Below are 21,937 nucleotides of genomic sequence, written 5' to 3'. Positions count from 1 at the left end.
AGGCAAGGCCTCCACGTCTGATTATTTGCTGTTTCGAGCTTCTTCCAAAATCTTTGCAATCTTGGTCGTCAACAGGTCGATAGCCACTGTATTGCTGACTCCCTCAGGAATGACAATATCAGCATAACGCTTGGTTGGCTCGATAAACTGGTGGTACATTGGTTTAACCACACCCAAGTACTGATCAATAACGCTATCAAGGCTACGGCCACGTTCTTCCATATCACGCTTGATACGACGAATAATGCGCACGTCATCATCTGTATCCACAAAAATCTTGATATCCATCAAATCACGCAGGCGCTTGTCCTCCAAGACCAAAATCCCCTCAACGATAAAGACATCTTGAGGCTCTTGACGATAGGTCTTGCTACTTCGTGTATGCTCTGTATAGTCATAAGTCGGGATGTCCACCGGACGCCCTCCCAACAATTCCTTAATCTGCTCGATCATCAAGTCTGTATCAAAGGCAAAAGGATGGTCGTAGTTGGTTTTGACACGCTCTTCAAAGGTCAAATGAGACTGATCCTTGTAGTATGAATCATGCTCAATCATGGAAATTTTTTCATCAGGGAAATGCGATAAAATGGCTCTTGAAACACTGGTCTTACCTCCACCAGAACCACCTGTCACTCCGATAATGATTGGTCTATTTTGCATGCTATCCTCCGTTTTTTTATCCGTCGTCTATTCTATCACATTTTTTGCAAAATTTATAGTCTGATTTGGATAGTCTAGGGGAAGAATTCCATCCCCACACTCCAGTTAGATTAGATAAAAACCTTCCTTGGCTTGTAGAGATTGTCCCGTTTTTCTAGAATGGCTAGCAATTTATCATCTTCAAAGGCAGCTAATTCTTGTTCTGTTTGTTCGAGTTCGATAAAACGACCAAAGCGTACTTCTGTAGCCTCTCCTTGAGTTAGGAAAACTTTGACAAGGTCGCCTGTCCCAATCTCTAGAGGATGAAGAAAGTCCAATTTACCAGCCTCCACTTTTTCAGCAATTTCTTCCAAGGTAAGAGCGTCTTCTAGCTGCAAACCTGCAGCACTTGTTCGTGTCAAATGAGACATATGAGCCGCATAGCCCAATTTTTCTCCCAAGTCAACCGATAATGTACGGATGTAAGTCCCCTTACTGCATTTCACACGAAAAGTAAAGCGTGCAAGATGACCCTCATAAGAAATCGGACTTGTCCGCTCAAATTGATAAATGGTCACCTGACGTTCTGGACGTTCCACTTCCTGACCAGCACGCGCATACTCATAGAGCTTACGACCATTGACCTTGACTGCCGAATACATAGGCGGAATCTGGGTAATAGGCCCAGTCAAGCTCGTAATTACTTCATCAACAAGCTTTTCATCCAAGGGCAATAAAACAGGTGTCTCAGCGACCACTTCCCCACTAGCATCCTCAGTTGTCGTTGAAAAACCTAGAGTGATTTCCCCCTCATAGACCTTGCCCTCATCCTGCATGAACTCGACCATGCGTGTCGCCTTGCCAACCGCAATGGGCAAAACACCCACCACATCCGGATCCAAGGTCCCACCATGACCAATCTTCTTAGTTCCCAAAATCTTACGCAGTTTAAAAACCGCATCATGCGAGGTCATCCCCGCTTCTTTTTTTAAGTTGATAATACCGTTCATATCTTGCTTTCTCACTCCCTTTTCACTTTACATCAACATATTCTATCTTAGACAGATTTTAAAACTATATCAGCTCATTTTTCTAAATACTTCCTAGCTTCCTGAACATAGAAAAGCTCTGGATTTTCATGGGCGATACTTTCAAACAGACTTCGGGCACGAGCTTCATCTCCTTTTAATTGGGCATTGAGAGCGCCATAATAAGAAAACATGATTCGAGCTAACTTACTTTCTGGTTCAGTAATGTCGAAGTAGTCGTTCGCTTCTTTATTGAACACAATATCTTTTATGGCTTGGGCTTGAGCAACAAGTTTAGCTTTGCCTCCTTTAAAATCTGGTGCCTTGGACAATTGTTCCTCAAAGAAAGCAATATCTTGCGCATCTTGAAGATGAATGGAAACTGTTAATAGTTCAAAGCTTGATATTAAAAACGCAGGGGTTCTGAATCTCTTCCAAATTTTTTTCAAATCATATTTGGACATATTTTCCTTGGCAGCTTGAAAATCTCCTTTTAAATAAGCCACTCGACCTTGGATAATTTGGTAATTCTCACGATATGTTGCCCTAAAGGGCTTAATAGATTTTTCTGATTGAACTCTTAACATGTCTACATAGAGCTTAAGATCAATAGAATCGTGTAACACTAGAACAATAACTTTGCTTAGGACAAAACGTAGGTATAAGATCCAGATGACTACAAGTAGCATCAGTAAAGCAAGTATTAAACCCCACCGTTTTGTTTCAGGTTGACGTTCAAAAAAAATTGCTAATGCTCCTATAATCATTGATATAATATAACTTAACTGACTAATAGTCTCAATTTGTAGAAGAATATTCTCTGTCGCCCTACTTACTATTTTTTTTACTAATTTCATATGTTACTCTCTTATTCCTCTGCTCCTAAATATTTCTTCGCTTCCTGAACAAAAAAGAGTTCTGGATTTTCATGGGCGATACTTTCAAACAGACTACGGGTACGTTCTTCATCTCCTTTTAATTGGGCATTGAGGGCGCCGTAATAAGAGAACATGATTCGAGCTAACTTATTTTCTGGTTTGGTGGTGTCGAAGTAGTCGTTTGATTTTTTATTGCAATAGATATCAACAATAGCCTTTAAACTCAAAATTTCTTTCTGATATTTTAAAAATTGCGATTGAACATTACTTGTTAGTTCTTCAATTTCTACCATTAATTCTTGGAATTCTAAACAATCATTCAAATGGACCAAGTTTAGGATGCTATAATACTTGATATGAAATACATAGTACAGATTTTTGGATTTTTTTAGACTACTATTTTTTATTTTATTCAGCAATTCTAAACTATCTTGGAAGTGTCCTCTATAAAAGGATACTCTTGCATTTGCCAAATATTTTGGAAGAATCTGAACATTTCTATTTAAAGAATTTGCATCAGCTCTAGCAACTATATCCTGATACTTTGTTAAATTGATATCCTCAAATAAAATTTCAATCAAAGCCCTATCTAGTAATAATTTAGATAGAAGAATAAACAATATAAGAAGGACAAGAAATACTGTTAATACCTTTGTGTAAGTGGTCGATGAATGGTTAAAAATATAAACATAAAACATTACTGTTGAAAACACTAAAAAATACAGCAAATATTTAAATATAATTTTAAGAAAAATTAATTCAATTTTATCAGCTGACCATGTTCTAATAATTTCTATAGTTCTTTTCATATAACACTCCTGTTTTTAAGATAATCTCACTCCCCCTTCAGCGCTTCAAACTTTGCTTTCATAGTTGGATTTTTTCGAGTCAATTTTTTGACCGAAACATCTTCCAATTTATTGTTTGCGAGGCGGAGTTGGTTTTCAGATGTTGTCAGGAACTTCTTAACCTCTTCCATACGTTTGATAGCCTTGTCAATTTCATCAATGGCTTTGCCAAAGTTGGTCGAAGCAGAGTTATAGTTCTTGGCAAAGGCTAGCTTAAAGGCATCCAAGTCTTCTTCAAAATGTGTAATGTCGATATTTTGCTCCCGAACTAAGGCCAACTCCTGCTTATATTTTAGAGAATTAAGCGCCGCATTTCGCAAGAGACCAATCAACTGGATAAAGAATTGAGGACGAACTACATACATCTTTTCATACTCGTGGCTGACGTCAACAATCCCTGTGTTAAAGTAGTCGTTATCAGCCTCAAGCATGGTCACCAAAACCGCATACTCACAGTTCTTCTCCCGACGGTCCTTGTCCAATTCCTTGTAAAAATCTGCATTCTTGTGCTTCTTCTCTGTTCCGTCCGCTTCATTCTTCATTTCAAACATGATGGAAATGATTTCGACTCCATTTTCATCACTTTCGCGGAAAATAAAGTCCCCTTTGGAACCACGCGCAGAGACCTTGTTATCCTTCTCAAAGTAGGCATTTGGAAAGGCAAAACTGCGGACCTTGTTAAACTCACTTTCTGCATACTGTTCCAGACTTTCCCCGATAGCTTTTGTTGATTGTTGGGCTTTGAAATTCTTATAAAATTCGACTTGTTCACTTGCTGCCCTGAGCTGGGCTTCGTAGTTTTGCTTAACAGAAGCAAGAGAAAGATCGTTTTCTTTTTCTTGTAAAAGAAGCTGATTTTTGACCTGATCCCGTTCTTTTTCTAGGTCAGAAAGGGTCTTTTGTAGTTGATTTTCATGCTCCAAACGTAAGGTCGCCAATTGATTTTCCAAGGCCTGTACTTCCTTGTCCTTTGCTAATAAAGCCTGATGGCTTGTCTGTTCAACCTCTTTCTTGGCCAATTCTTTTTCTGTATCAAAATTTTGGATTTGACTCTGCAATTGAGCAATTTCTTGGTCTTTTTGAGCTAGTTTAGACTGTTGTTCATTCATGGCCTTTTGCTCAGCCAAGGCCAGTTCCTGCTTCATGCGACCGTGCAATTCCTTATCAAACTCTGCCGTTCTCACTTGGGACAAAAGTTTAGCATACTGACTTTCATTTACTGTAAAGACTTCCCCACAGTTGGGGCATTTGATTTCGTTCATAAGGTTCCTCTTTCTAGACTTCTTTAACCATTATATCATGCCTGAAGGAAAATCAAAAACAGCGAGTCGAAACCCACTGTTTATCTTCTTTTTCTTTAAATTTTTTCCAAGGCCAAGCGCAAGTCTTCAATCAAATCTTCTACATTTTCAAGTCCGATAGACAAGCGAATTTGGTTTGGTGTGACACCTGCGGCTTCTAGGTCTTTTTCTGACAATTGACCGTGAGTGGTTGTTGCTGGGTGAACAACAAGAGACTTGGCATCAGCCACGTTTGCTAGGTCAGAAAAGATTTCTAAATGATCAATTACCTTGCGTGCTTCTGCCTCCCCACCTTTGACATGGAAGGTAAAGATTGAACCCACACCTTTAGGCAAGTATTTCTCAGCCAAGGCATGATAAGGACTATCTGCCAATTTTGGATAATTGACTTTTTCCACCTTAGGATGGTTAACAAGGAAATCAACAATTTTCTCTGCATTTTGTACATGACGTTCCACACGAAGTGAAAGGGTTTCAAGTCCTTGGAGTAACAAGAAGGCATAAAATGGCGACAAGGCTGCACCTGTATCACGAAGCAATTGGACACGGACAGCGATAATAAAGGCTGCTGCACCCACATCACGAGTATAGCTCAAATTGTGGTAGCTTGGGTCTTCCTCAACAAATTGAGGGAATTTCCCTGAAGCCTCCCAGTCAAAACGACCGCTATCGACAATCACTCCTCCAATAGTCGTACCATGCCCACCGATAAACTTAGTCGCAGAGTGAATGGAAATATCTACACCGTGAGAAAAGACATTAATCAAATAAGGTGTAGCAAAGGTATTGTCAGAAACAAGTGGAATCTGGTGTTTATGCGCAATCTCAGCTAATTTTTCCAAGTCAGGAATGTTTATCAAGGGATTCCCTAAGGTTTCAATCAAGACAAGCTTGGTATTGTCATTGATTGCTGCTTCCACTTCTTCCAAATTATCCACATCGACAAAGGTTGTTGTGATCCCATAACGAGGAAGGGTTTCCTTCAAGAGATTGAAAGTTCCACCGTAAATAGTCGAAGCAGCCACTACATGGTCACCAGCATGGGCAAGAGCCAAAATCGTATAAGTCACTGCCGCCATACCTGATGCTGTTGCAAGAGCTCCAACACCACCTTCAAGGGCAGCGATTCTTTCTTCAAAGGCAGCTGTTGTAGGGTTGGTGATACGAGTATAAATGTTCCCTGGTTTTCTCAAGGCAAACAAATCGGCACCTTCCTGCGTGTCATCAAAAACAAAAGATGTTGTTTGATAAATCGGTACTGCACGAGACTTAGTAGCTGGATCCACAACTTGACCAGCATGCAATTGTAAGGTTTCAAATTTAAAATCACGAGTCATAAGGCGACCTCCATATAGTTTGATTAAGGATATTGTAGCACCTTAAGTTATAGTTTACCAATATTAGTTTTCTATATTTTGATATAAGAAATAGCTATTACTCTATTTTAAAAACGAAAAAAGCACGACTCAATCGTGCTCATTTTCTTAATCTACATAAGTATCTTCGTTTTTATTGAGGAAGGCATATGGAAGACCCATCAAGAGGCCTCCTCCGATAAAGTTTCCAACAAAGGTTACACCCCAGTGACGAAGCATATTTCCAACACCGAAGTTAGCAATAGTATCAGCAGCAACACTGAATTTTACAATCGCGAAAGAAGCAAAGTTCGCCGCAATGTGCTCGTTTGTTAAAAATACAAACATGTAAATCGCTGACAACACAAGCCAAAGTTTGGCACCACCATCTTTGACCAAAACAAATGAAAGAATTGCAATATTTACGAAAATATTTGCCAAAATCGCCTCAAGCAAGATTAATTCATTTGAACGACCTAACTTCATCTCAACAACCCCTGAGATGAAACTATCGTGAGTCAGATGTGCATAGGCTGCCGAATGAGCAAAGCCCCAACCTGCTATCAAGGCCCCGATAAGGTTGAACAAGGTACAGTAAAGTAAAATCTCAGCTGTTTTTCTCCAAGAGATTTTTTTCAAGAAACTACCAGCAGTTAAGAACATCATATTTGACGTTACCAACTCGGCATTCAAGAAAACAATGTAGGCCAATCCCCAAGCAAAGACAAAGGGGAATAGGAAGCGTCCACTACCTGGTGCAATTTTATTAATCAAGTCAGCTCCAACTGCACCAGCAGCTGTACTGAAGGTTAAAAATGCACCTGCAAACATAGAACGAATCGCATACTTAAATTTGCTTTTATTATAAAGACTTTCCTTTTTCTTACAAGCAAATTCAATCTTTGAGATAAATTCTGAAGAAACCATAATAAACTCCTAAAACTTTTATTTGTGATAATTATATCACAAACTTTAGAATTAAGGAAACGTTTTCTGTATTTCATAAAAGTTTATTTTACAAAAATATTAAAAGAATCAATGAAACTTAATCTTCACTGATTCTTTTAGAACTAATAAAATTGTTTATATGGTTGATTGAAGGCTGTTAAAATTTCGTCAGATGTTTGTGAATAATCTTTTGTTTCTTTCAAATCACCCTTTACAATGATCCGCTCAGTAGCTGCTGCATCCTCACAAGTTACTAAAGTAATTTCATCAACACCAGTTCGGTCATCAATTTCATCTACTCTATCTGGTGTAACTCGTTTCACTTCACTAATTTCATAGGTATACACTTTATTCTTATCTGTCAAGTGAATTTTCATCCCTTTTTTCGCACGATCTAGTGGAGAAAAAAGCATCTGACTAGCATTATCACCTGTGAAAATATGATGGCTAGCTAATGAATAATTCCCTTTACCCATTTCTTGGTCACGCTTCATGGTACCCGCACCGTATAAAAGATTGACATTTGCAATCCCCTTAAAGATAGGTAAATTAATTTCAAGCTCAGGTATTGCAATTCCTCCGATAACAGGTAATTTTTGATTATCCCATTGAGAGGCTAAAACAGCTTCAGAGGAAATGGCTTTTACTGAATCAAAATCAAAATTTCCCTCTGTATCCTGATTTTCTTCTATTTTTTCTTTTGATACTTGACTAACTTGGTATTTATTACTATTCCAAGCAATAAATGCATCACGAATCTTTGCATTAAAAATTAAAGCAATAGAGATCAGTATGAGAAATACAGCCAAGATATTTGTCAGCAGATTTTTTCGTTTGATTTTCTTATTATTCTTTTTATGAGACATTATGCTTCACCTTCTGTTTCGTTTTCTGCCCCAACTTCTTCTTTTTCTGCCGCTGCAACCGTAGTAAAGGTTACAATTTTAGCATCTTGGTCCAGGCGCATCACTTTAACTCCCATAGTTGAGCGACCTGTTTGTGAAATATTGGCAACGTTAGTTCGAATCATGACACCAGTATCAGTGATAATCATCAAATCTTCATCGCCTGTAACGGTCATAAGACCAGCAAGAGAACCATTCTTTTCAGTAATTTTAGCAGTTTGCATCCCTTTACCACCACGACCTTTTGTTGGATATTCAGTCGCAACGGTGCGCTTACCATATCCTTTTTCAGTGATGATAAGAACCTCGTCCTGGTCTGTAATCACACTAGCACCAACAACTGTGTCTCCGTCACGGAGATTGACACCTTTCACACCAGTGGCGATACGACTCATGCCACGAACGGCTGATTGATTAAAGCGAACTGCATAACCAAACTTGGTACCAATGATAATATCCGTGTCCTCTTCTGTCAGCAAGACATTAATCAATTCATCTTCATCCTTGAGATTTAAAGCCTTGAGTCCATTCTGACGAATGTTAGCGAATTCCTTAACGCTGGTTCTCTTCACAATACCATGACGAGTTGTGAAGAAGAGATAAGCATCATCACTGCGTTCAGATTCAACATTGATAATGGTCTGAATACTTTCACCTTCATCTAATTTCAAAAGATTGACGATTGGCAAGCCCTTAGCTGTACGGCCATACTCAGGAATTTCATAGCCTTTCAGGCGATAGACACGTCCTTTATTTGTAAAGAAGAGTAGGTGATCATGGGTGCTAGTTGACACTAACTCACGAACAAAATCATCATCCTTAACACCTGTACCTTGGACACCACGACCTCCTCGTTTTTGAGCAGTAAACTCAGCTTGGTCCAGACGTTTGATATAGCCTTTGTTAGACAGTGTAATCAAGACATCCGATTCTTCAATCAAATCCTCATCTTCGAGACTTAAGACTTCACCGACCATCAATTCCGTACGACGTTGGTCGCCAAACTTACGCTTGACTTCGTCTAATTCATCTTTAATGATTTGAGAAACACGTTCTGGCTTAGCAAGAATATCTGCTAAATCGGCAATCAGAGCCAAGAGATCATCATACTCAGACTGAATCTTATCACGTTCCAAACCTGTCAAACGACGAAGACGCATATCAAGGATAGCTTGACTTTGACGTTCAGAAAGCTTGAACTTGCTCATCAACTCAGCTTGCGCTTCCGCATCCGTTTCACTAGCACGGATGATACGAATCACTTCGTCGATGTAGTCTAGCGCAATCAAGAGACCTTCTAAAATATGAGCACGCGCTTCTGCTTTTTCCTTATCAAAACGAGTACGACGAACAACCACTTCTTTTTGGTGTTCGATATAAGCATCCAAAATCTGACGAAGAGACAAAATCTTCGGCACCCCATTTTGGATAGCAAGCATATTGAAACCAAAGTTGGTTTGCATCTGGGTCATCTTGAAGAGGTTATTGAGGATAACATTTGCGGATGCATCTCGTTTGACCTCGATTACGAAACGAACTCCTTCACGGTTAGATTCATCACGTACCGCCGTAATACCTTCGATTCGTTTTTCCTGAACCAAGCGAACAATATGTTCATGAACCTTGGTTTTATTGACCATGTAAGGAAATTCTGTTACAACGATGCGCTCACGGCCAGTCTTAGTTTCTTCAATTTCAGTACGAGAACGGAGAACAATCGAACCTTTACCTGTTTCATAAGCCTTATGAATACCTGATTTCCCCATAACAAGGGCTCCAGTTGGAAAATCTGGCCCAGGCAAGACTTCCATCAAGTCCTTAGTAGTCACTTCAGGATTGTCCATTACCAACTTCACAGCATCAATGGTTTCTCCCAAGTTGTGAGGGGGAATATTGGTTGCCATCCCAACGGCAATACCAGTAGCTCCATTAACCAAAAGGTTTGGAAAACGTGCTGGCAAGACCAAGGGTTCACGTTCATTGGCATCATAGTTATCGACGAAATCAACTGTGTTTTTATTGATGTCACGAAGCATTTCCAGAGCAATTTTGCTCATACGTGCCTCAGTATAACGCTGGGCGGCAGCACCGTCTCCATCCATAGAACCAAAGTTTCCGTGGCCATCTACAAGCATATAACGATAGCTCCACCATTGAGCCATACGGACCATAGCTTCATAGATCGAGGAATCCCCGTGTGGGTGATATTTACCCATGACATCCCCTGTAATACGAGCAGATTTTTTATGAGGTTTGTCTGGAGTAACACCCAATTCATTCATTCCGTAGAGAATCCGACGGTGAACAGGTTTCAAGCCATCTCGAACATCAGGAAGAGCCCGCGCTACGATAACACTCATGGCGTAGTCGATAAAGCTCGTCTTCATCTCCTTTGTCAGATTGACATTCACTAAATTTCTATCCTGCATTAATAAATGCCTCATTTCACTATTAGTATAAAATATATTATACCATAATGTCCGCCATATTTCAGGTATCTAAAACCACTAAAACGTTTACATCAAGAACTGCAAAGCATATCCGTGACAAAGCTTTTTAAAAGTGATAGAATTGAAATAACTGGGGAAATCCCTGAATAAAATTAAGGAGATGTTTAGAATAATGACTTCAACTAAACAACACAAAAAAGTTATCCTTGTCGGTGATGGTGCTGTAGGTTCTTCTTACGCTTTTGCACTTGTTAACCAAGGAATTGCACAAGAGCTTGGAATTATCGAAATTCCACAATTGCATGAAAAAGCTGTTGGTGACGCGCTTGACCTTAGTCACGCCCTTGCCTTCACTTCACCTAAAAAAATCTATGCAGCTCAATACTCTGACTGTGCAGACGCTGACCTTGTTGTAATCACTGCAGGTGCGCCTCAAAAACCAGGTGAAACTCGTCTTGACCTTGTAGGTAAAAACCTTGCTATCAACAAATCAATCGTAACTCAAGTTGTTGAATCAGGTTTCAAAGGTATCTTCCTTGTTGCTGCTAACCCAGTTGACGTCTTGACTTACTCAACTTGGAAATTCTCTGGATTCCCTAAAGAACGCGTTATCGGTTCAGGAACTTCACTTGACTCAGCTCGTTTCCGTCAAGCACTTGCTGAAAAACTTGACGTTGATGCTCGTTCAGTGCACGCCTACATCATGGGTGAACACGGTGACTCTGAGTTCGCTGTTTGGTCACACGCAAACATCGCTGGTGTAAACCTTGAAGAATTCCTTAAAGATACTCAAAACGTTCAAGAAGCTGAATTGATTGAATTGTTCGAAGGTGTTCGTGATGCAGCCTACACAATCATCAACAAAAAAGGTGCAACATACTACGGTATCGCGGTAGCGCTTGCTCGTATCACAAAAGCAATCCTTGACGACGAAAATGCAGTACTTCCACTTTCTGTATTCCAAGAAGGTCAATACGGAGTTAAAAACGTCTTTATCGGTCAACCAGCTGTTGTTGGTGCACATGGTATTGTTCGTCCAGTAAATATCCCATTGAACGACGCAGAAACTCAAAAAATGCAAGCATCTGCTAAAGAATTACAAGCTATCATTGACGAAGCATGGAAAAACCCAGAATTCCAAGAAGCTTCTAAAAACTAATTGTAACTAGGTTCTCATTAAATGAGAACTCCATACCGAAGACAAACATTATTCTAGTGTTTGTCTTTTTTATTTCTCCAGATCTCCTATCCTTAAAAAATTTGAAACCTCTACAAAATACTTTTCAATGCAAAAAAATTTCCCGCCCTGTTTTCCGTGGTTTTTCCAATCTAAGTCAATCTTAACTTCCACATAAACTTAGCTTGATTATCAAAACTTTGTGAGTATATTTGCGGTTATTGGATACGATTCAGTCATAGATGAAGGAAAATCAATAACTTGTCCAATCTGACTAAGAAAATGTTCTTGCGGAACGAGTTCATCTAGCGTGTAAAAGACAACCTGATTGCGGTTATTGTCTGGATTTTCTTTATGAAACATAGGAAACATCTCACAACTTTTCTTACCCCTATTTTACAATTTCACACAAAGAAAAGCCCTTAGAAACTTTTAATCTGAGGGCTTTGTTTTCAGTCTGAGTTTCTTATAAAATGAGAACTTTTCTTTTCAAAATATTACTTATCTCACTTTTTATGTATTATATTGGATAGTTGAATACAAACACAACATCACAAAATAGATAAAATAACCTGTAGCTGTTATAATAAAAAATAATCAGATACAGGTTTAAAAAATATATTCTTACAATCTCTCTAATAGTTCTTGCATTTGAACATCGTCTGGAACCAGTTTTAAGTAAGCTTGCGCATTGACTTTTGCTTCTTCAAAATAACTCAATTCACGCAAGAGATAGATATAGTGTTCCAGAAACTCTGGATTGTCCTTTAAATCTCCTGCCAACTCTTGATAATGCTCGTAGGCAGTATCCAAATCGTCCATTTCTTGATAGGAACGAGCAATCATCCACTTGGTCAAAAGATTCTCTGGCTCATCATTTTGCAAGTCTAGAATGTCCTCATAACGTTCCTGTTCTAGATAAATAGTAGCTAGACGGAGTAAGATTTCTTCCGTATCCTCAGCGTCTTCTTTTGCAGTAAGGAGGTAGTTTTCTGCACCACTGGCATCATGCAATTCATAAGAGAATTGTGAAGCAGCCAGCAAGAGGCGAGTTTCAAAGGGATTTTTCTCTAAGCCTTGCTTAGCGATACGCAGAGCTTCTTGAACGTGATGTTCCTTATGTAAGGCCTGACTGTAACCATACTCATATCCTTCAAAATCAGGTGAAATGGTATCAAGTTGCTTAAAGTAGAGGCCAGCTTTTTGGTATTCTTCTCTATCAAAGTAAAGACTGGCCAAATCAAAAGCTGTTAAGTCATCGTATTCTAACTCCAGGGCTTTTTCTAAAAACTCTGTAGCTGTTTCAAATTTCCCTAACTGGGCATAGGCAAAGCCAATCCGTTGATAGGTAGAAATGCCTGTTTGCTCATAAATCGACCGATTATCTAACTGGGCATAGCCTTGAATAGCCTCTTGATAATTTTCCAACTCACTATCCAACTCTGCTAATCCAAATATCAAGAGAGGATCTTCTGAGTAAGTCAATGCCTCCAGCAATTTCTCACGCGCCACATCTGTTAAACCTTCTAGCTGGTAGAGGTCTGCTTTAAGAGCCAAAGCCGAAACATACCAGTCACTGTCAGGTTGGATTTCCTCAAGATAGGCAAAGGCTTCTTCGATTTGACCATCCTCGCTAGCAATTGCTGCTAGATTAAGATGAACCTCTGGAAAATCCTCTACGATTTTCAGGTAAATTTCCTTGGCCTGAGGATAGAAACCAATTCCTTCTAGATAGGTGGCTAACTCATAAAGAAGCTCACTTGAATCATTTTCTAAAGCTTTGGCGAAATAATGCTCAGCCTTGGTTAAATCTTGTTCCTCCAAAGCCTGTAACATCTGTTGACTATTGTTCACTCTTGACTTCCTCTCCCTCTAGTTCATATAGACCACTGACTACCTTATACCATTCAAAAATCGCCGAAATCACAACCTTAGCAGAAGCATAAACTGGAATACCGAGTAAAACTCCCCAAATACCAAACATGGATCCTGAAGTTAACAAGACAAAGAGAACATTAATGGGATGGATATTTAATTGACTTCCCAAAATCAGTGGAGAAACAAAACGACCTTCTATTGTTTGTTCTACAATAAAGACAATTACCACTTTTAAAAGCATGACTGGCCCAGCAATCAAGCCCAAAACTAAGGCAGGAAGCATGGCTAGGAAGCTACCCAGATAAGGGACCAGATTTAAAATGCCAGCAGTTACACCCAGCGTAACCGCATAACGTAGACCGATAATCTTGAAAAAGATGATAAACATTAGCGCTACAATAATAGCTACTGTCACTTGCCCTCGAACATAGTTGGACAACTGTTGATTCACATCTGATAAAACTTGTCCAACAGGTTCCTTCAATTTCGTAGGCATGAATTGGGTTAAATAGTTACGCAATCCTTTCCCATCACGCAAGAGATAAAAGAGCATGAAAGGAACGATAATCAAGGCAACAATCACTTGAGATGCCCCGCTAATAAAGGCACTCACCCAGTTTACTGCTTGAGAAGAAACCTTGCTCGCCCAAACTGTAGCCTGACTTGAGAAGTTTGTCAAAACTTGCTCTAACTGAGGTCTAAAATCATCTGGTAAACGCTTGGTGACCAAATCATCAATAACGCGATCAGCGTCTTCAAGGTAGACTGGAACATTTCTTGCAAAGTTTAAAACTTGACGTTGCAGACTTGGAATAGCCACTGCCAAGCCCCAAATGATAAAGAGAGCGATGATGACAAAGACAATACTGATTGCGATGACGCGATTAATCTTATGCTTCTCCAACCAATCAACAATGGGATTCAGTAAATAGTATAGTAAACCAGATAGAATGACTGGCAACATCACGACTGCCAAAAAGTCTAAAACAGGTGAAAATAGAAAACTAATCTTGCTTAAAATAAAAAGATTCAGTCCCAATAATAAGGTTACCAAAAATACCGTAATTGCCTTGTTGTCCAAAAACCACTTGAAAAACCAAGATAGGCTAAAATGTTTCTCTTTTTGCTCCATAAATACTTCCTTTCTATTGTTCTCTCATTATACCATTTTTAAATCAAAATAACTCTTTTTAAAGTGCTTACATTCCATTGAATTGCACCGCATAGCATATTATAAATTCATTTTGTGATATAATAGACTTATCTTTATAAAGAGGTAAAGTTATGAAAGAAACTGTTTATTTTGGAACTTATACACGTCGGACTTCCCAAGGGATTTACAAGGCAGACTTCGATACAGAAACTGGTCAGCTTTCAAATCTAGAACTTTTTGCAGCTGAGCCAAGTCCGACCTACCTTGCCTTTGACCAACATCAACATTTATACACTGTTGGTAGTCAAGACGATAAGGGGGGGATTGCAGCCTATCAAACTGATGGAACCTTATTAAATCATGTCGTGGAAGAAGGAGCTCCCCACTGTTATGTTGCCGTTGATGAAAAGCGTGATTTGGTGTACGCAGCAAACTACCACAAGGGACAGGTCCTTGTTTATAAACGTCAGGAAGATGGTCGTCTTCTACTTAGTGATGTGGATCAACACAGTGGCCAAGGTCCACATGAAAATCAAGCTTCTCCACATGTTCACTATACAGATTTAACACCTGACCACTATCTAGTGACTTGCGACTTGGGAACTGACCAAGTCATCACTTATGATCTTGATCAAGAAGGAAAATTATCTAAACTCTATACCTATCACAGCCAGCCAGGAGCAGGCTCACGCCATATTATTTTCCATAACCATTATAAAATTGCTTATCTCATTTGTGAACTTAATAGCACTATCGAGGTTCTAATCTACGATGGTGTTGGCGAATTTGAACGCATGCAAGTCATTTCAACTCTACCAGACGGTTATGAAGGCTTTAATGGTACTGCTGCTATTCGTCTCTCTAAAGACGGTAAATACCTCTACGCTTCTAACCGTGGTCATGATTCTATCGCAGTATATACAATCCTTGCGGACGGTAGTTTAGAGTTGTTAGAAATCGTTCCGACTCATGGTCAGACTCCACGTGATTTTGATTTGACACCGGATCAAGAATTTATCATTGCTATCCATCAAGACTCTGACAATGCAAGCGTTTTTAAACGCAATCCTGAAACTGGTCGTCTTGCAGAACTTTCTAATGACTTCCATGTCCCAGAAGCGGTCTGCATCAGATTTGCTAATTAACATAATTATAACTGACCAACTAACGGAGCTACACACCAAAGACAAACATCATTTTAGTGTTTGTCTTTTTTATATCAACAAATTACTCCCCCAAAAAAAGATGGAACCTTTCTCAAAACAATTTTTCCATGAAAAGTAAAAATATTTCACAGCCATCATTTATTTGTCTCACACCTAACGGAGCTAGACGGACTAATAGTGACATAATGAAAAAGAACCTTGCAAAGCAAGATTCTTTTAGTGTCTGACTTAAATAATTGTTCTTCTGGGAACTAAATCGAATTAAGCTTCGATTTCTGTAACCATACCTGAACCAACAGTACGTCCACCCTCACGGATAGAGAATGTAGTACCTTGTTCTACGGCGATTGGGTGGATCAACTCAACGTCGATTGTCACGTTATCACCAGGCATTACCATTTCAGTACCTGCTGGAAGTTCGATTGAACCTGTAACGTCAGTAGTACGGAAGTAGAATTGTGGACGGTAGTTGTTGAAGAATGGAGTGTGACGTCCACCTTCTTCTTTAGTAAGGATGTAAACTTCACCTTTGAATTTAGTGTGTGGGTTGATTGAACCTGGTTTAGCGATAACTTGTCCACGTTCGATTTCGTCACGTTGAACACCACGAAGAAGGACACCTACGTTATCTCCGGCAAGACCTTCGTCAAGTTGTTTACGGAACATTTCAACACCAGTAACAACTGCTTTTTGAGTTTCTTCTTTGATACCAACGATTTCGATTTCGTCGTTGACTTTAACGATACCACGGTCGATACGTCCTGAAGCAACTGTACCACGTCCAGTGATTGAGAATACGTCTTCGACTGGAAGAAGCAATGGTTTGTCAGTGTCACGTTCTGGTTCTGGGATGTACTCATCAACTGTGTTCATCAATTCCATAACGATGTCTTCGTATTTAGTGTCACCTTCAAGGGCTTTAAGAGCTGAACCTTGGATAACTGGAAGATCGTCACCTGGGAAGTCGTATTCTGACAATAGGTCACGGATTTCCATTTCAACCAATTCAAGCAATTCTTCGTCGTCAACCAAGTCAACTTTGTTCATGAAGACGATAAGGTGTTTAACACCAACCTGACGTGAAAGAAGGATGTGCTCACGAGTTTGTGGCATTGGTCCGTCAGTTGAAGCTACTACAAGGATAGCTCCGTCCATTTGAGCGGCACCAGTGATCATGTTTTTAACGTAGTCCGCGTGTCCTGGAGCGTCGATGTGAGCGTAGTGACGTTTTTCAGTTTCGTACTCAACGTGCGCAGTGTTGATTGTGATACCGCGTTCGCGTTCTTCTGGAGCAGCATCGATAGACGCATAGTCTTTAGGTTGGTTAACTGATGAAGGCAAGCGACGTGCCAAAACAGTTGTGATAGCTGCAGTTAGGGTAGTTTTACCGTGGTCAACGTGTCCGATAGTACCAATGTTAACGTGTGGTTTACTACGATCGTATTTTTCTTTTGCCATTTGAGTAAAAGCCTCCAATAAAATATATTTTATAGATAGACAGTAGGCAATACAGTCTAACTTTCCTTACTATTTTATCAAATTTCAGCTAAATTGCAAGTGTTTTACAAAGTTTTTGTGAATTATTCTTAATCTACTAATCTAAACGGCACTTCCACTCCTATCACTTGCCTAAATAAAAAGAAAAATCAGGAATTTCCTGACTTTTACTTAGCTAATTCTCTTTCTCGTTCTTTCATTATTTTATGATTTTCATACAAACGTGATAAAAACTTAGAAATTTCTTTCAAGATAGAATAGGTTGGTACTGCGACAATCATGCCAATGACACCATAGATATTACTTGATAACAAAAGCAATACTAAAATCGTAATTGGATGAACCTTCATTACCCCACCAACGATTCGAGGGTAGAGGATATTTCCATCTACTTGTTGAATAATCAGCATATAAACAACTGCAATCAGCATTCTATGGGGATCAGTAAAGACATTAGCGATAATCATTGGAATCAAGCCAATACTTGGTCCTACATAAGGAATGAGATTGGCTAATCCTGAAAAGATGGCGAAGACCAAAGCATATTTTAAACCAATAATACTATATCCAATAAAGGCCAAACACCCAATAATAATCGCATCAATTGCAACTCCACTAATATAGCGAGCAATTGTCGCATTCAAATTCTTTAATAGGCCTGCAATATGTAGCTTATCTCTCTTTAAAACAGTACGTTCAAGCATCGGCAAGAACTTGTTACCGTCTAACAAAAAATAAATTAAGAACACAGGGGTCATGATAATAATCAAAACGGTACTAAAGAGCGCAGATAAGACACTTCCAACACTATTCGTCACACTATTTAAGATATTTTGTAGAATATCTACATAGGATAGATTTAATTGTTGAATTGTCGCTTGAATATCTAAATTTTGAAAGGCTGGATAAGTAGATAAATCCACAATCAAATCTTGCAAACGACTATAAATTGTCTGACTTGTTGCTATCAAACTGGTCAACTGATTAATCAAAATCGGTAAAAGATAAACTACCCCAATAACTAGCCCCCAGACCAAGGTACACAAGGTTAGTAAAATACCAATGATACGGTTAATTTTGAAATACTTTTGTAAAAAATTTACAATAGGATTGGTCAAATAATATAAAAAACCACCTAAAAGAAAGGGAATCATTATAGTGTTTGCAACGCTTACAAAAGGTGTAATAATCGCTCCCATCTGTCTCCATAAATAGAAGATGATGGTTAATAGTAAAATCTCACTGGTCCAAAAAAATAATTTATTCTTACGAAACATGAAGTACCTCCATTCATCTATTTTACCACACTTTCAAAAAAGCTTCTTTCTTCTATCATGAAACTGGGAATATTTTTTTCTTTATGATAGAATAAACTTACTATGAAAAAAATAATTTTAACTCTTTTAAGCCTTTCCATTATTGGCTCAGCATCTACTGTTGCTGCTCAAGATTTTAATATTGTTGCTAAACATGCCATTGCTGTTGAGGCAAATACTGGTAAAATTCTCTATGAGAAAGATGCAACCCAGCCAGTTGAAATTGCTTCAATCACAAAGTTAATTACTGTTTATCTTGTCTATGAAGCCTTGGAAAACGGCAGTATTACACTATCAACTCCGGTAGATATTTCTGATTATCCTTACAAATTAACGACAAATTCTGAAGCGAGTAACGTTCCTATGGAAGCTCGTAATTATACCGTCGAACAACTACTTGAGGCAACCCTGGTATCTAGCGCCAACAGTGCGGCTATTGCGCTAGCTGAGAAAATTGCAGGCTCAGAAAAAGATTTCGTCGATATGATGAGGGCAAAGCTCTTAGAATGGGGAATTCAGGATGCCACTGTTGTCAATACGACGGGTCTTAACAATGAGAGTCTAGGTGATAACATTTACCCAGGCTCTAAAAAAGATGAGGAAAATAAGCTCAGCGCTTATGATGTCGCTATCGTTGCTCGCAACCTCATAAAAAAATACCCACAAGTCTTAGAAATCACGAAAAAACCTTCTTCTACTTTTGCTGGAATGGCAATCACTTCTACCAATTACATGTTAGAGGGTATGCCTGCTTATCGCGGTGGTTTTGATGGATTAAAAACAGGGACCACAGATAAGGCTGGAGAGTCTTTTGTTGGTACTACTGTCGAAAAAGGCATGAGGGTTATCACAGTTGTTTTGAATGCGGATCATCAAGACAATAATCCTTACGCTCGCTTCACAGCTACATCTTCACTAATGGATTATATCTCTTCTACATTCACACTTCGCAAAATCGTTCAGAAAGGCGATGCCTATCAAGATAGCAAAGTCCCTGTACAAGACGGAAAAGAAGATACAGTCACTGCTGTTGCTAAAGATGATATTTCTCTAATTGAACGTATTGGGAATCAATCTTCTCAATCTGTTCAATTCACACCTGATTCTAAGGCAATTCCAGCACCACTTGAAGCCGGAACAGTGGTTGGACATTTGACTTATGAAGACTCAGACTTGATTGGTCAAGGTTACATCACCACAGAACGTCCTAGTTTTGAAATGGTAGCAGAAAAGAAAGTAGAAAAAGCCTTCTTCTTAAAAGTTTGGTGGAATCAGTTTATCCGCTTTATCAACGAGAAGCTATGATATAATAAACTTCTTAAAGCTAAAAAATAAATATTATGTTTAAAGAAAAAGAAGGGGAATCTGTATAATACAGAACTCCCTTCTTTTTTAAACTTAATTTATTGATAGCAAAAATCCCCTAAATCTTAGATTAATACTATCTAAAATCTAGGGGATTGATTGTATAGATACTATTTTAAAATCTTGATTCTAGTTCATTTCTTTAAAGGCTGCTTCTGCATCCTCGTTGCTGATGACACCAAATTGAATCTTTCCAATCTTTCCTTGACTATCAATCAGGTATTCTGTAGGAATGCTTCGAATTTGATAAGCTTGGAAGGTGGTTCCTTTTGTGTCATAAAGTACTGGGATATCTTTATATCCTTGATCTTGGAACCATTGTGGAAATTGCTCGACAGTTTTTTCACCTTGAATTCCTGGTGCAATGACACTAAGAATTTCAAAATCACGATCTGGTTTCGCTGCTAATTCCATCAACTCAGGCATACTTTTCTTACATGGACCACACCATGAAGCCCAAAACTTCAAGTAGACTTTTTTCCCCTTATAATCAGATAACTTAACTTCTTTACCATCCATAGATTGCAAGGTGAAGTCTGGAGCCTCTTTTCCAACAGCAATTTGTTGTACAGGCGTTTGTTGCTGTTGTTTTGGGGATTGTTCTGGTGCTTGAGTCTTTTTAGTCTCTTCCTCGCCACAGGCCATCAATACAACTAGTGACAAGAGGCTTAAGCCAGCAAACATTACTTTTTTCATCTTTTTCTCCTTTATTCAAAAATACCAGCTAGAACATTTACTTGTCCTAATAGTAACAAAATTCCCATTAAAATAATGAGGAAACCACCAATTTTCTTCAGTAGCATCATATGGCGCTTGAGTTTACTAAAATAAGGCATCACTACGCCTGAAGCTAGAGCCAAGACCAAGAAAGGAATGGCCATTCCCAGAGTGTAAATAAGAGTATAGATAGCTCCTTGCCAAGCGCCATTACCTCCAGAAGCCGCAAGTGCTAAGACAGAACTTAAAACCGGCCCAATACAAGGCGTCCAACCAAAGCTAAAGGTAATACCAAGTAAAAAAGCTGACCAATAACGATTAGAATCTGATTTTTTAAAGGTAAAGCTTTTTTGAACCTCTAATTTCTTAAAATGAAAAATTTCCATCTGGTGAAGGCCCAAAATGATAATAATTGTTCCCATGACATATCGAAACCAATTTGCATAGAGAATATTACCAAAGTAACCAGCACCAAATCCTAAGATAAAGAAAATGAGAGAGATACCTGCAATAAAGCAAAGTGTTCGAATCAAACCTGACCAGGCAACTTTTTTCCCAAATAATGAAAAACTTTTTGCACTATCCTGATCATCCAATAAGATACCAGTATAGACAGGTAACAGAGGGAAAATGCAAGGGGAAAAGAAGGACAAGATCCCTGCTAGAAAAACAGAGATTGAAAATACTATCGTTTCCAATAAAGAACCAACTTTCTTAATAATTCTAATTCTATTTTACTATAATCAATTTTATTTGTATGATTTCTGCTACGCAAATTGAACTATGCAATCTTTTAATTATCTTTTATATCTCTAGACAATTCTAATTTTGCATCAGTTTTGCTCCCTAAGAAAACATAAAAAATGAACTTGGTAACTCAAGTTCATTTTTTTCTTATAGTCTATTTCCGACATTAATACGGTTAATGGCACGTTGCAGTGCAATCTTCGCACGACGTTCTTGGTCAATCAAGTGTTTGTCGTGTGCTTCTTCAATTTCACGCTCTGCTCGAAGTTTGGCACGTTCTGCACGACTAACGTCGATATCACGAGCACGTTCTGCAGAGTCAGCAACAATTGTGACAACGCCATTGGCAACTTCGATAACGCCCCCGTTCACTGCAATCCAGTTCACGTGATTTTCATCATCTACACGTTTAACCTTAACCTCATCAACTGCTAAAACTGCAATCATATTTTCATGTCGTGGCAAGATTCCCATCTCACCATCCAGAGTTCGAACTGATACAAAGCTGGCATGGTGATCATAGACGAGACCATCTGGTGTCACGATCTGGACAGTTAACTGAGCCATAG

19 protein-coding genes are annotated in these 21,937 nt (G+C 38.8%); 3 read left to right on the top strand and 16 right to left on the bottom strand.

Annotated elements, in window-relative coordinates; translation table 11 throughout:
• Nucleotides 1-21 precede the first annotated feature (21 nt).
• The 9 genes from udk to gyrA all read right to left on the bottom strand — a co-directional run bounded on the left by udk (nt 22) and on the right by gyrA (nt 10,331).
• A complete protein-coding gene (gene udk, locus KB197_RS04755) occupies nt 22-660 on the bottom strand; it encodes a uridine kinase (protein WP_212573878.1) in 639 nt (212 codons plus the stop codon).
• Between the two features lie 110 nt (nt 661-770).
• On the bottom strand, nt 771-1,649 hold the full coding sequence (gene truB, locus KB197_RS04750) for a tRNA pseudouridine(55) synthase TruB (RefSeq protein ID WP_212573890.1): 879 nt from the start codon (nt 1,647-1,649) through the stop codon (nt 771-773).
• Between the two features lie 74 nt (nt 1,650-1,723).
• Nucleotides 1,724-2,524, bottom strand: a complete 801-nt coding sequence (locus KB197_RS04745) for a hypothetical protein (protein WP_421127923.1) — start codon at nt 2,522-2,524, stop codon at nt 1,724-1,726.
• An 11-nt stretch (nt 2,525-2,535) separates the two neighbouring features.
• Complete coding sequence (locus tag KB197_RS04740) at nt 2,536-3,354, bottom strand: hypothetical protein (RefSeq protein ID WP_421127921.1); 819 nt, start codon at nt 3,352-3,354, stop codon at nt 2,536-2,538.
• Nucleotides 3,355-3,380: 26 nt separating this feature from the next.
• Nucleotides 3,381-4,655, bottom strand: coding sequence for a DUF2130 domain-containing protein (locus tag KB197_RS04735; protein WP_212573877.1), 1,275 nt, complete (start codon nt 4,653-4,655; stop codon nt 3,381-3,383).
• A gap of 95 nt (nt 4,656-4,750) precedes the next feature.
• On the bottom strand, nt 4,751-6,031 hold the full coding sequence (locus KB197_RS04730) for an O-acetylhomoserine aminocarboxypropyltransferase/cysteine synthase family protein (protein ID WP_212573876.1): 1,281 nt from the start codon (nt 6,029-6,031) through the stop codon (nt 4,751-4,753).
• Between the two features lie 147 nt (nt 6,032-6,178).
• On the bottom strand, nt 6,179-6,976 hold the full coding sequence (locus KB197_RS04725; RefSeq protein ID WP_212573875.1) for a formate/nitrite transporter family protein: 798 nt from the start codon (nt 6,974-6,976) through the stop codon (nt 6,179-6,181).
• A 143-nt stretch (nt 6,977-7,119) separates the two neighbouring features.
• Nucleotides 7,120-7,863, bottom strand: coding sequence for a class A sortase (locus KB197_RS04720; RefSeq protein WP_033681684.1), 744 nt, complete (start codon nt 7,861-7,863; stop codon nt 7,120-7,122).
• The gene (gene gyrA / locus KB197_RS04715) at nt 7,863-10,331 is read right to left on the bottom strand and encodes a DNA gyrase subunit A (RefSeq protein ID WP_212573874.1); all 2,469 of its coding nucleotides are present in this window, start codon (nt 10,329-10,331) and stop codon (nt 7,863-7,865) included. Before gyrA ends, KB197_RS04720 begins: the two co-directional genes overlap by 1 nt.
• A gap of 193 nt (nt 10,332-10,524) precedes the next feature.
• Between gyrA and KB197_RS04710 the strand changes: the two genes are divergently transcribed.
• Nucleotides 10,525-11,511: an L-lactate dehydrogenase gene (locus KB197_RS04710; protein ID WP_023942623.1), complete on the top strand. Its 987-nt coding sequence runs from the start codon at nt 10,525-10,527 to the stop codon at nt 11,509-11,511.
• Nucleotides 11,512-12,153: 642 nt separating this feature from the next.
• Here the strand turns inward: KB197_RS04710 and KB197_RS04705 are convergent.
• Together KB197_RS04705 and KB197_RS04700 are read right to left on the bottom strand one after the other, a co-directional pair.
• Nucleotides 12,154-13,383, bottom strand: coding sequence for a tetratricopeptide repeat protein (locus KB197_RS04705; protein WP_212573873.1), 1,230 nt, complete (start codon nt 13,381-13,383; stop codon nt 12,154-12,156).
• Entirely contained in the window at nt 13,373-14,539 is a 1,167-nt protein-coding gene (locus KB197_RS04700) for an AI-2E family transporter (RefSeq protein ID WP_212573872.1), read from the bottom strand. The genes KB197_RS04705 and KB197_RS04700 overlap by 11 nt, the downstream gene beginning before the upstream one ends.
• 152 nt (nt 14,540-14,691) lie before the next feature.
• Here KB197_RS04700 and KB197_RS04695 point away from each other — a divergent pair, with 152 nt between their 5' ends.
• The gene (locus KB197_RS04695; protein ID WP_120770295.1) at nt 14,692-15,705 is read left to right on the top strand and encodes a lactonase family protein; all 1,014 of its coding nucleotides are present in this window, start codon (nt 14,692-14,694) and stop codon (nt 15,703-15,705) included.
• A 282-nt stretch (nt 15,706-15,987) separates the two neighbouring features.
• Here KB197_RS04695 and tuf read toward each other — a convergent pair whose 3' ends face one another.
• Nucleotides 15,988-17,184 carry an elongation factor Tu gene (gene tuf / locus KB197_RS04690; protein ID WP_001040726.1) on the bottom strand — a complete coding sequence of 399 codons (1,197 nt, stop codon included), beginning with the start codon at nt 17,182-17,184 and terminating at the stop codon, nt 15,988-15,990.
• A gap of 206 nt (nt 17,185-17,390) precedes the next feature.
• Nucleotides 17,391-18,500: an AI-2E family transporter gene (locus tag KB197_RS04685; protein ID WP_070479288.1), complete on the bottom strand. Its 1,110-nt coding sequence runs from the start codon at nt 18,498-18,500 to the stop codon at nt 17,391-17,393.
• Nucleotides 18,501-18,602: 102 nt separating this feature from the next.
• On the opposite strand from KB197_RS04685, the gene pbp3 reads away from it, so the two are divergent.
• On the top strand, nt 18,603-19,844 hold the full coding sequence (gene pbp3, locus KB197_RS04680; RefSeq protein WP_212573871.1) for a D-alanyl-D-alanine carboxypeptidase PBP3: 1,242 nt from the start codon (nt 18,603-18,605) through the stop codon (nt 19,842-19,844).
• Between the two features lie 189 nt (nt 19,845-20,033).
• Here the strand turns inward: pbp3 and sdbB are convergent, their stop codons facing one another.
• The 3 genes from sdbB to KB197_RS04665 form a co-directional block, all read right to left on the bottom strand.
• Entirely contained in the window at nt 20,034-20,600 is a 567-nt protein-coding gene (sdbB, locus tag KB197_RS04675; protein WP_212573870.1) for a thiol-disulfide oxidoreductase-associated lipoprotein SdbB, read from the bottom strand.
• Nucleotides 20,601-20,611: 11 nt separating this feature from the next.
• Nucleotides 20,612-21,319, bottom strand: a complete 708-nt coding sequence (ccdA2, locus tag KB197_RS04670; protein WP_042751026.1) for a thiol-disulfide oxidoreductase-associated membrane protein CcdA2 — start codon at nt 21,317-21,319, stop codon at nt 20,612-20,614.
• Nucleotides 21,320-21,515: 196 nt separating this feature from the next.
• Complete coding sequence (locus tag KB197_RS04665) at nt 21,516-21,935, bottom strand: F0F1 ATP synthase subunit epsilon (RefSeq protein ID WP_049493458.1); 420 nt, start codon at nt 21,933-21,935, stop codon at nt 21,516-21,518.
• Between the last annotated feature and the right edge of the window lie 2 nt (nt 21,936-21,937).

This window comes from Streptococcus sp. 11-4097 (assembly GCF_018215285.2).
In the GTDB taxonomy this organism is placed as follows: domain Bacteria; phylum Bacillota; class Bacilli; order Lactobacillales; family Streptococcaceae; genus Streptococcus.
This window is presented reverse-complemented; position numbering and strand designations above follow the sequence as displayed.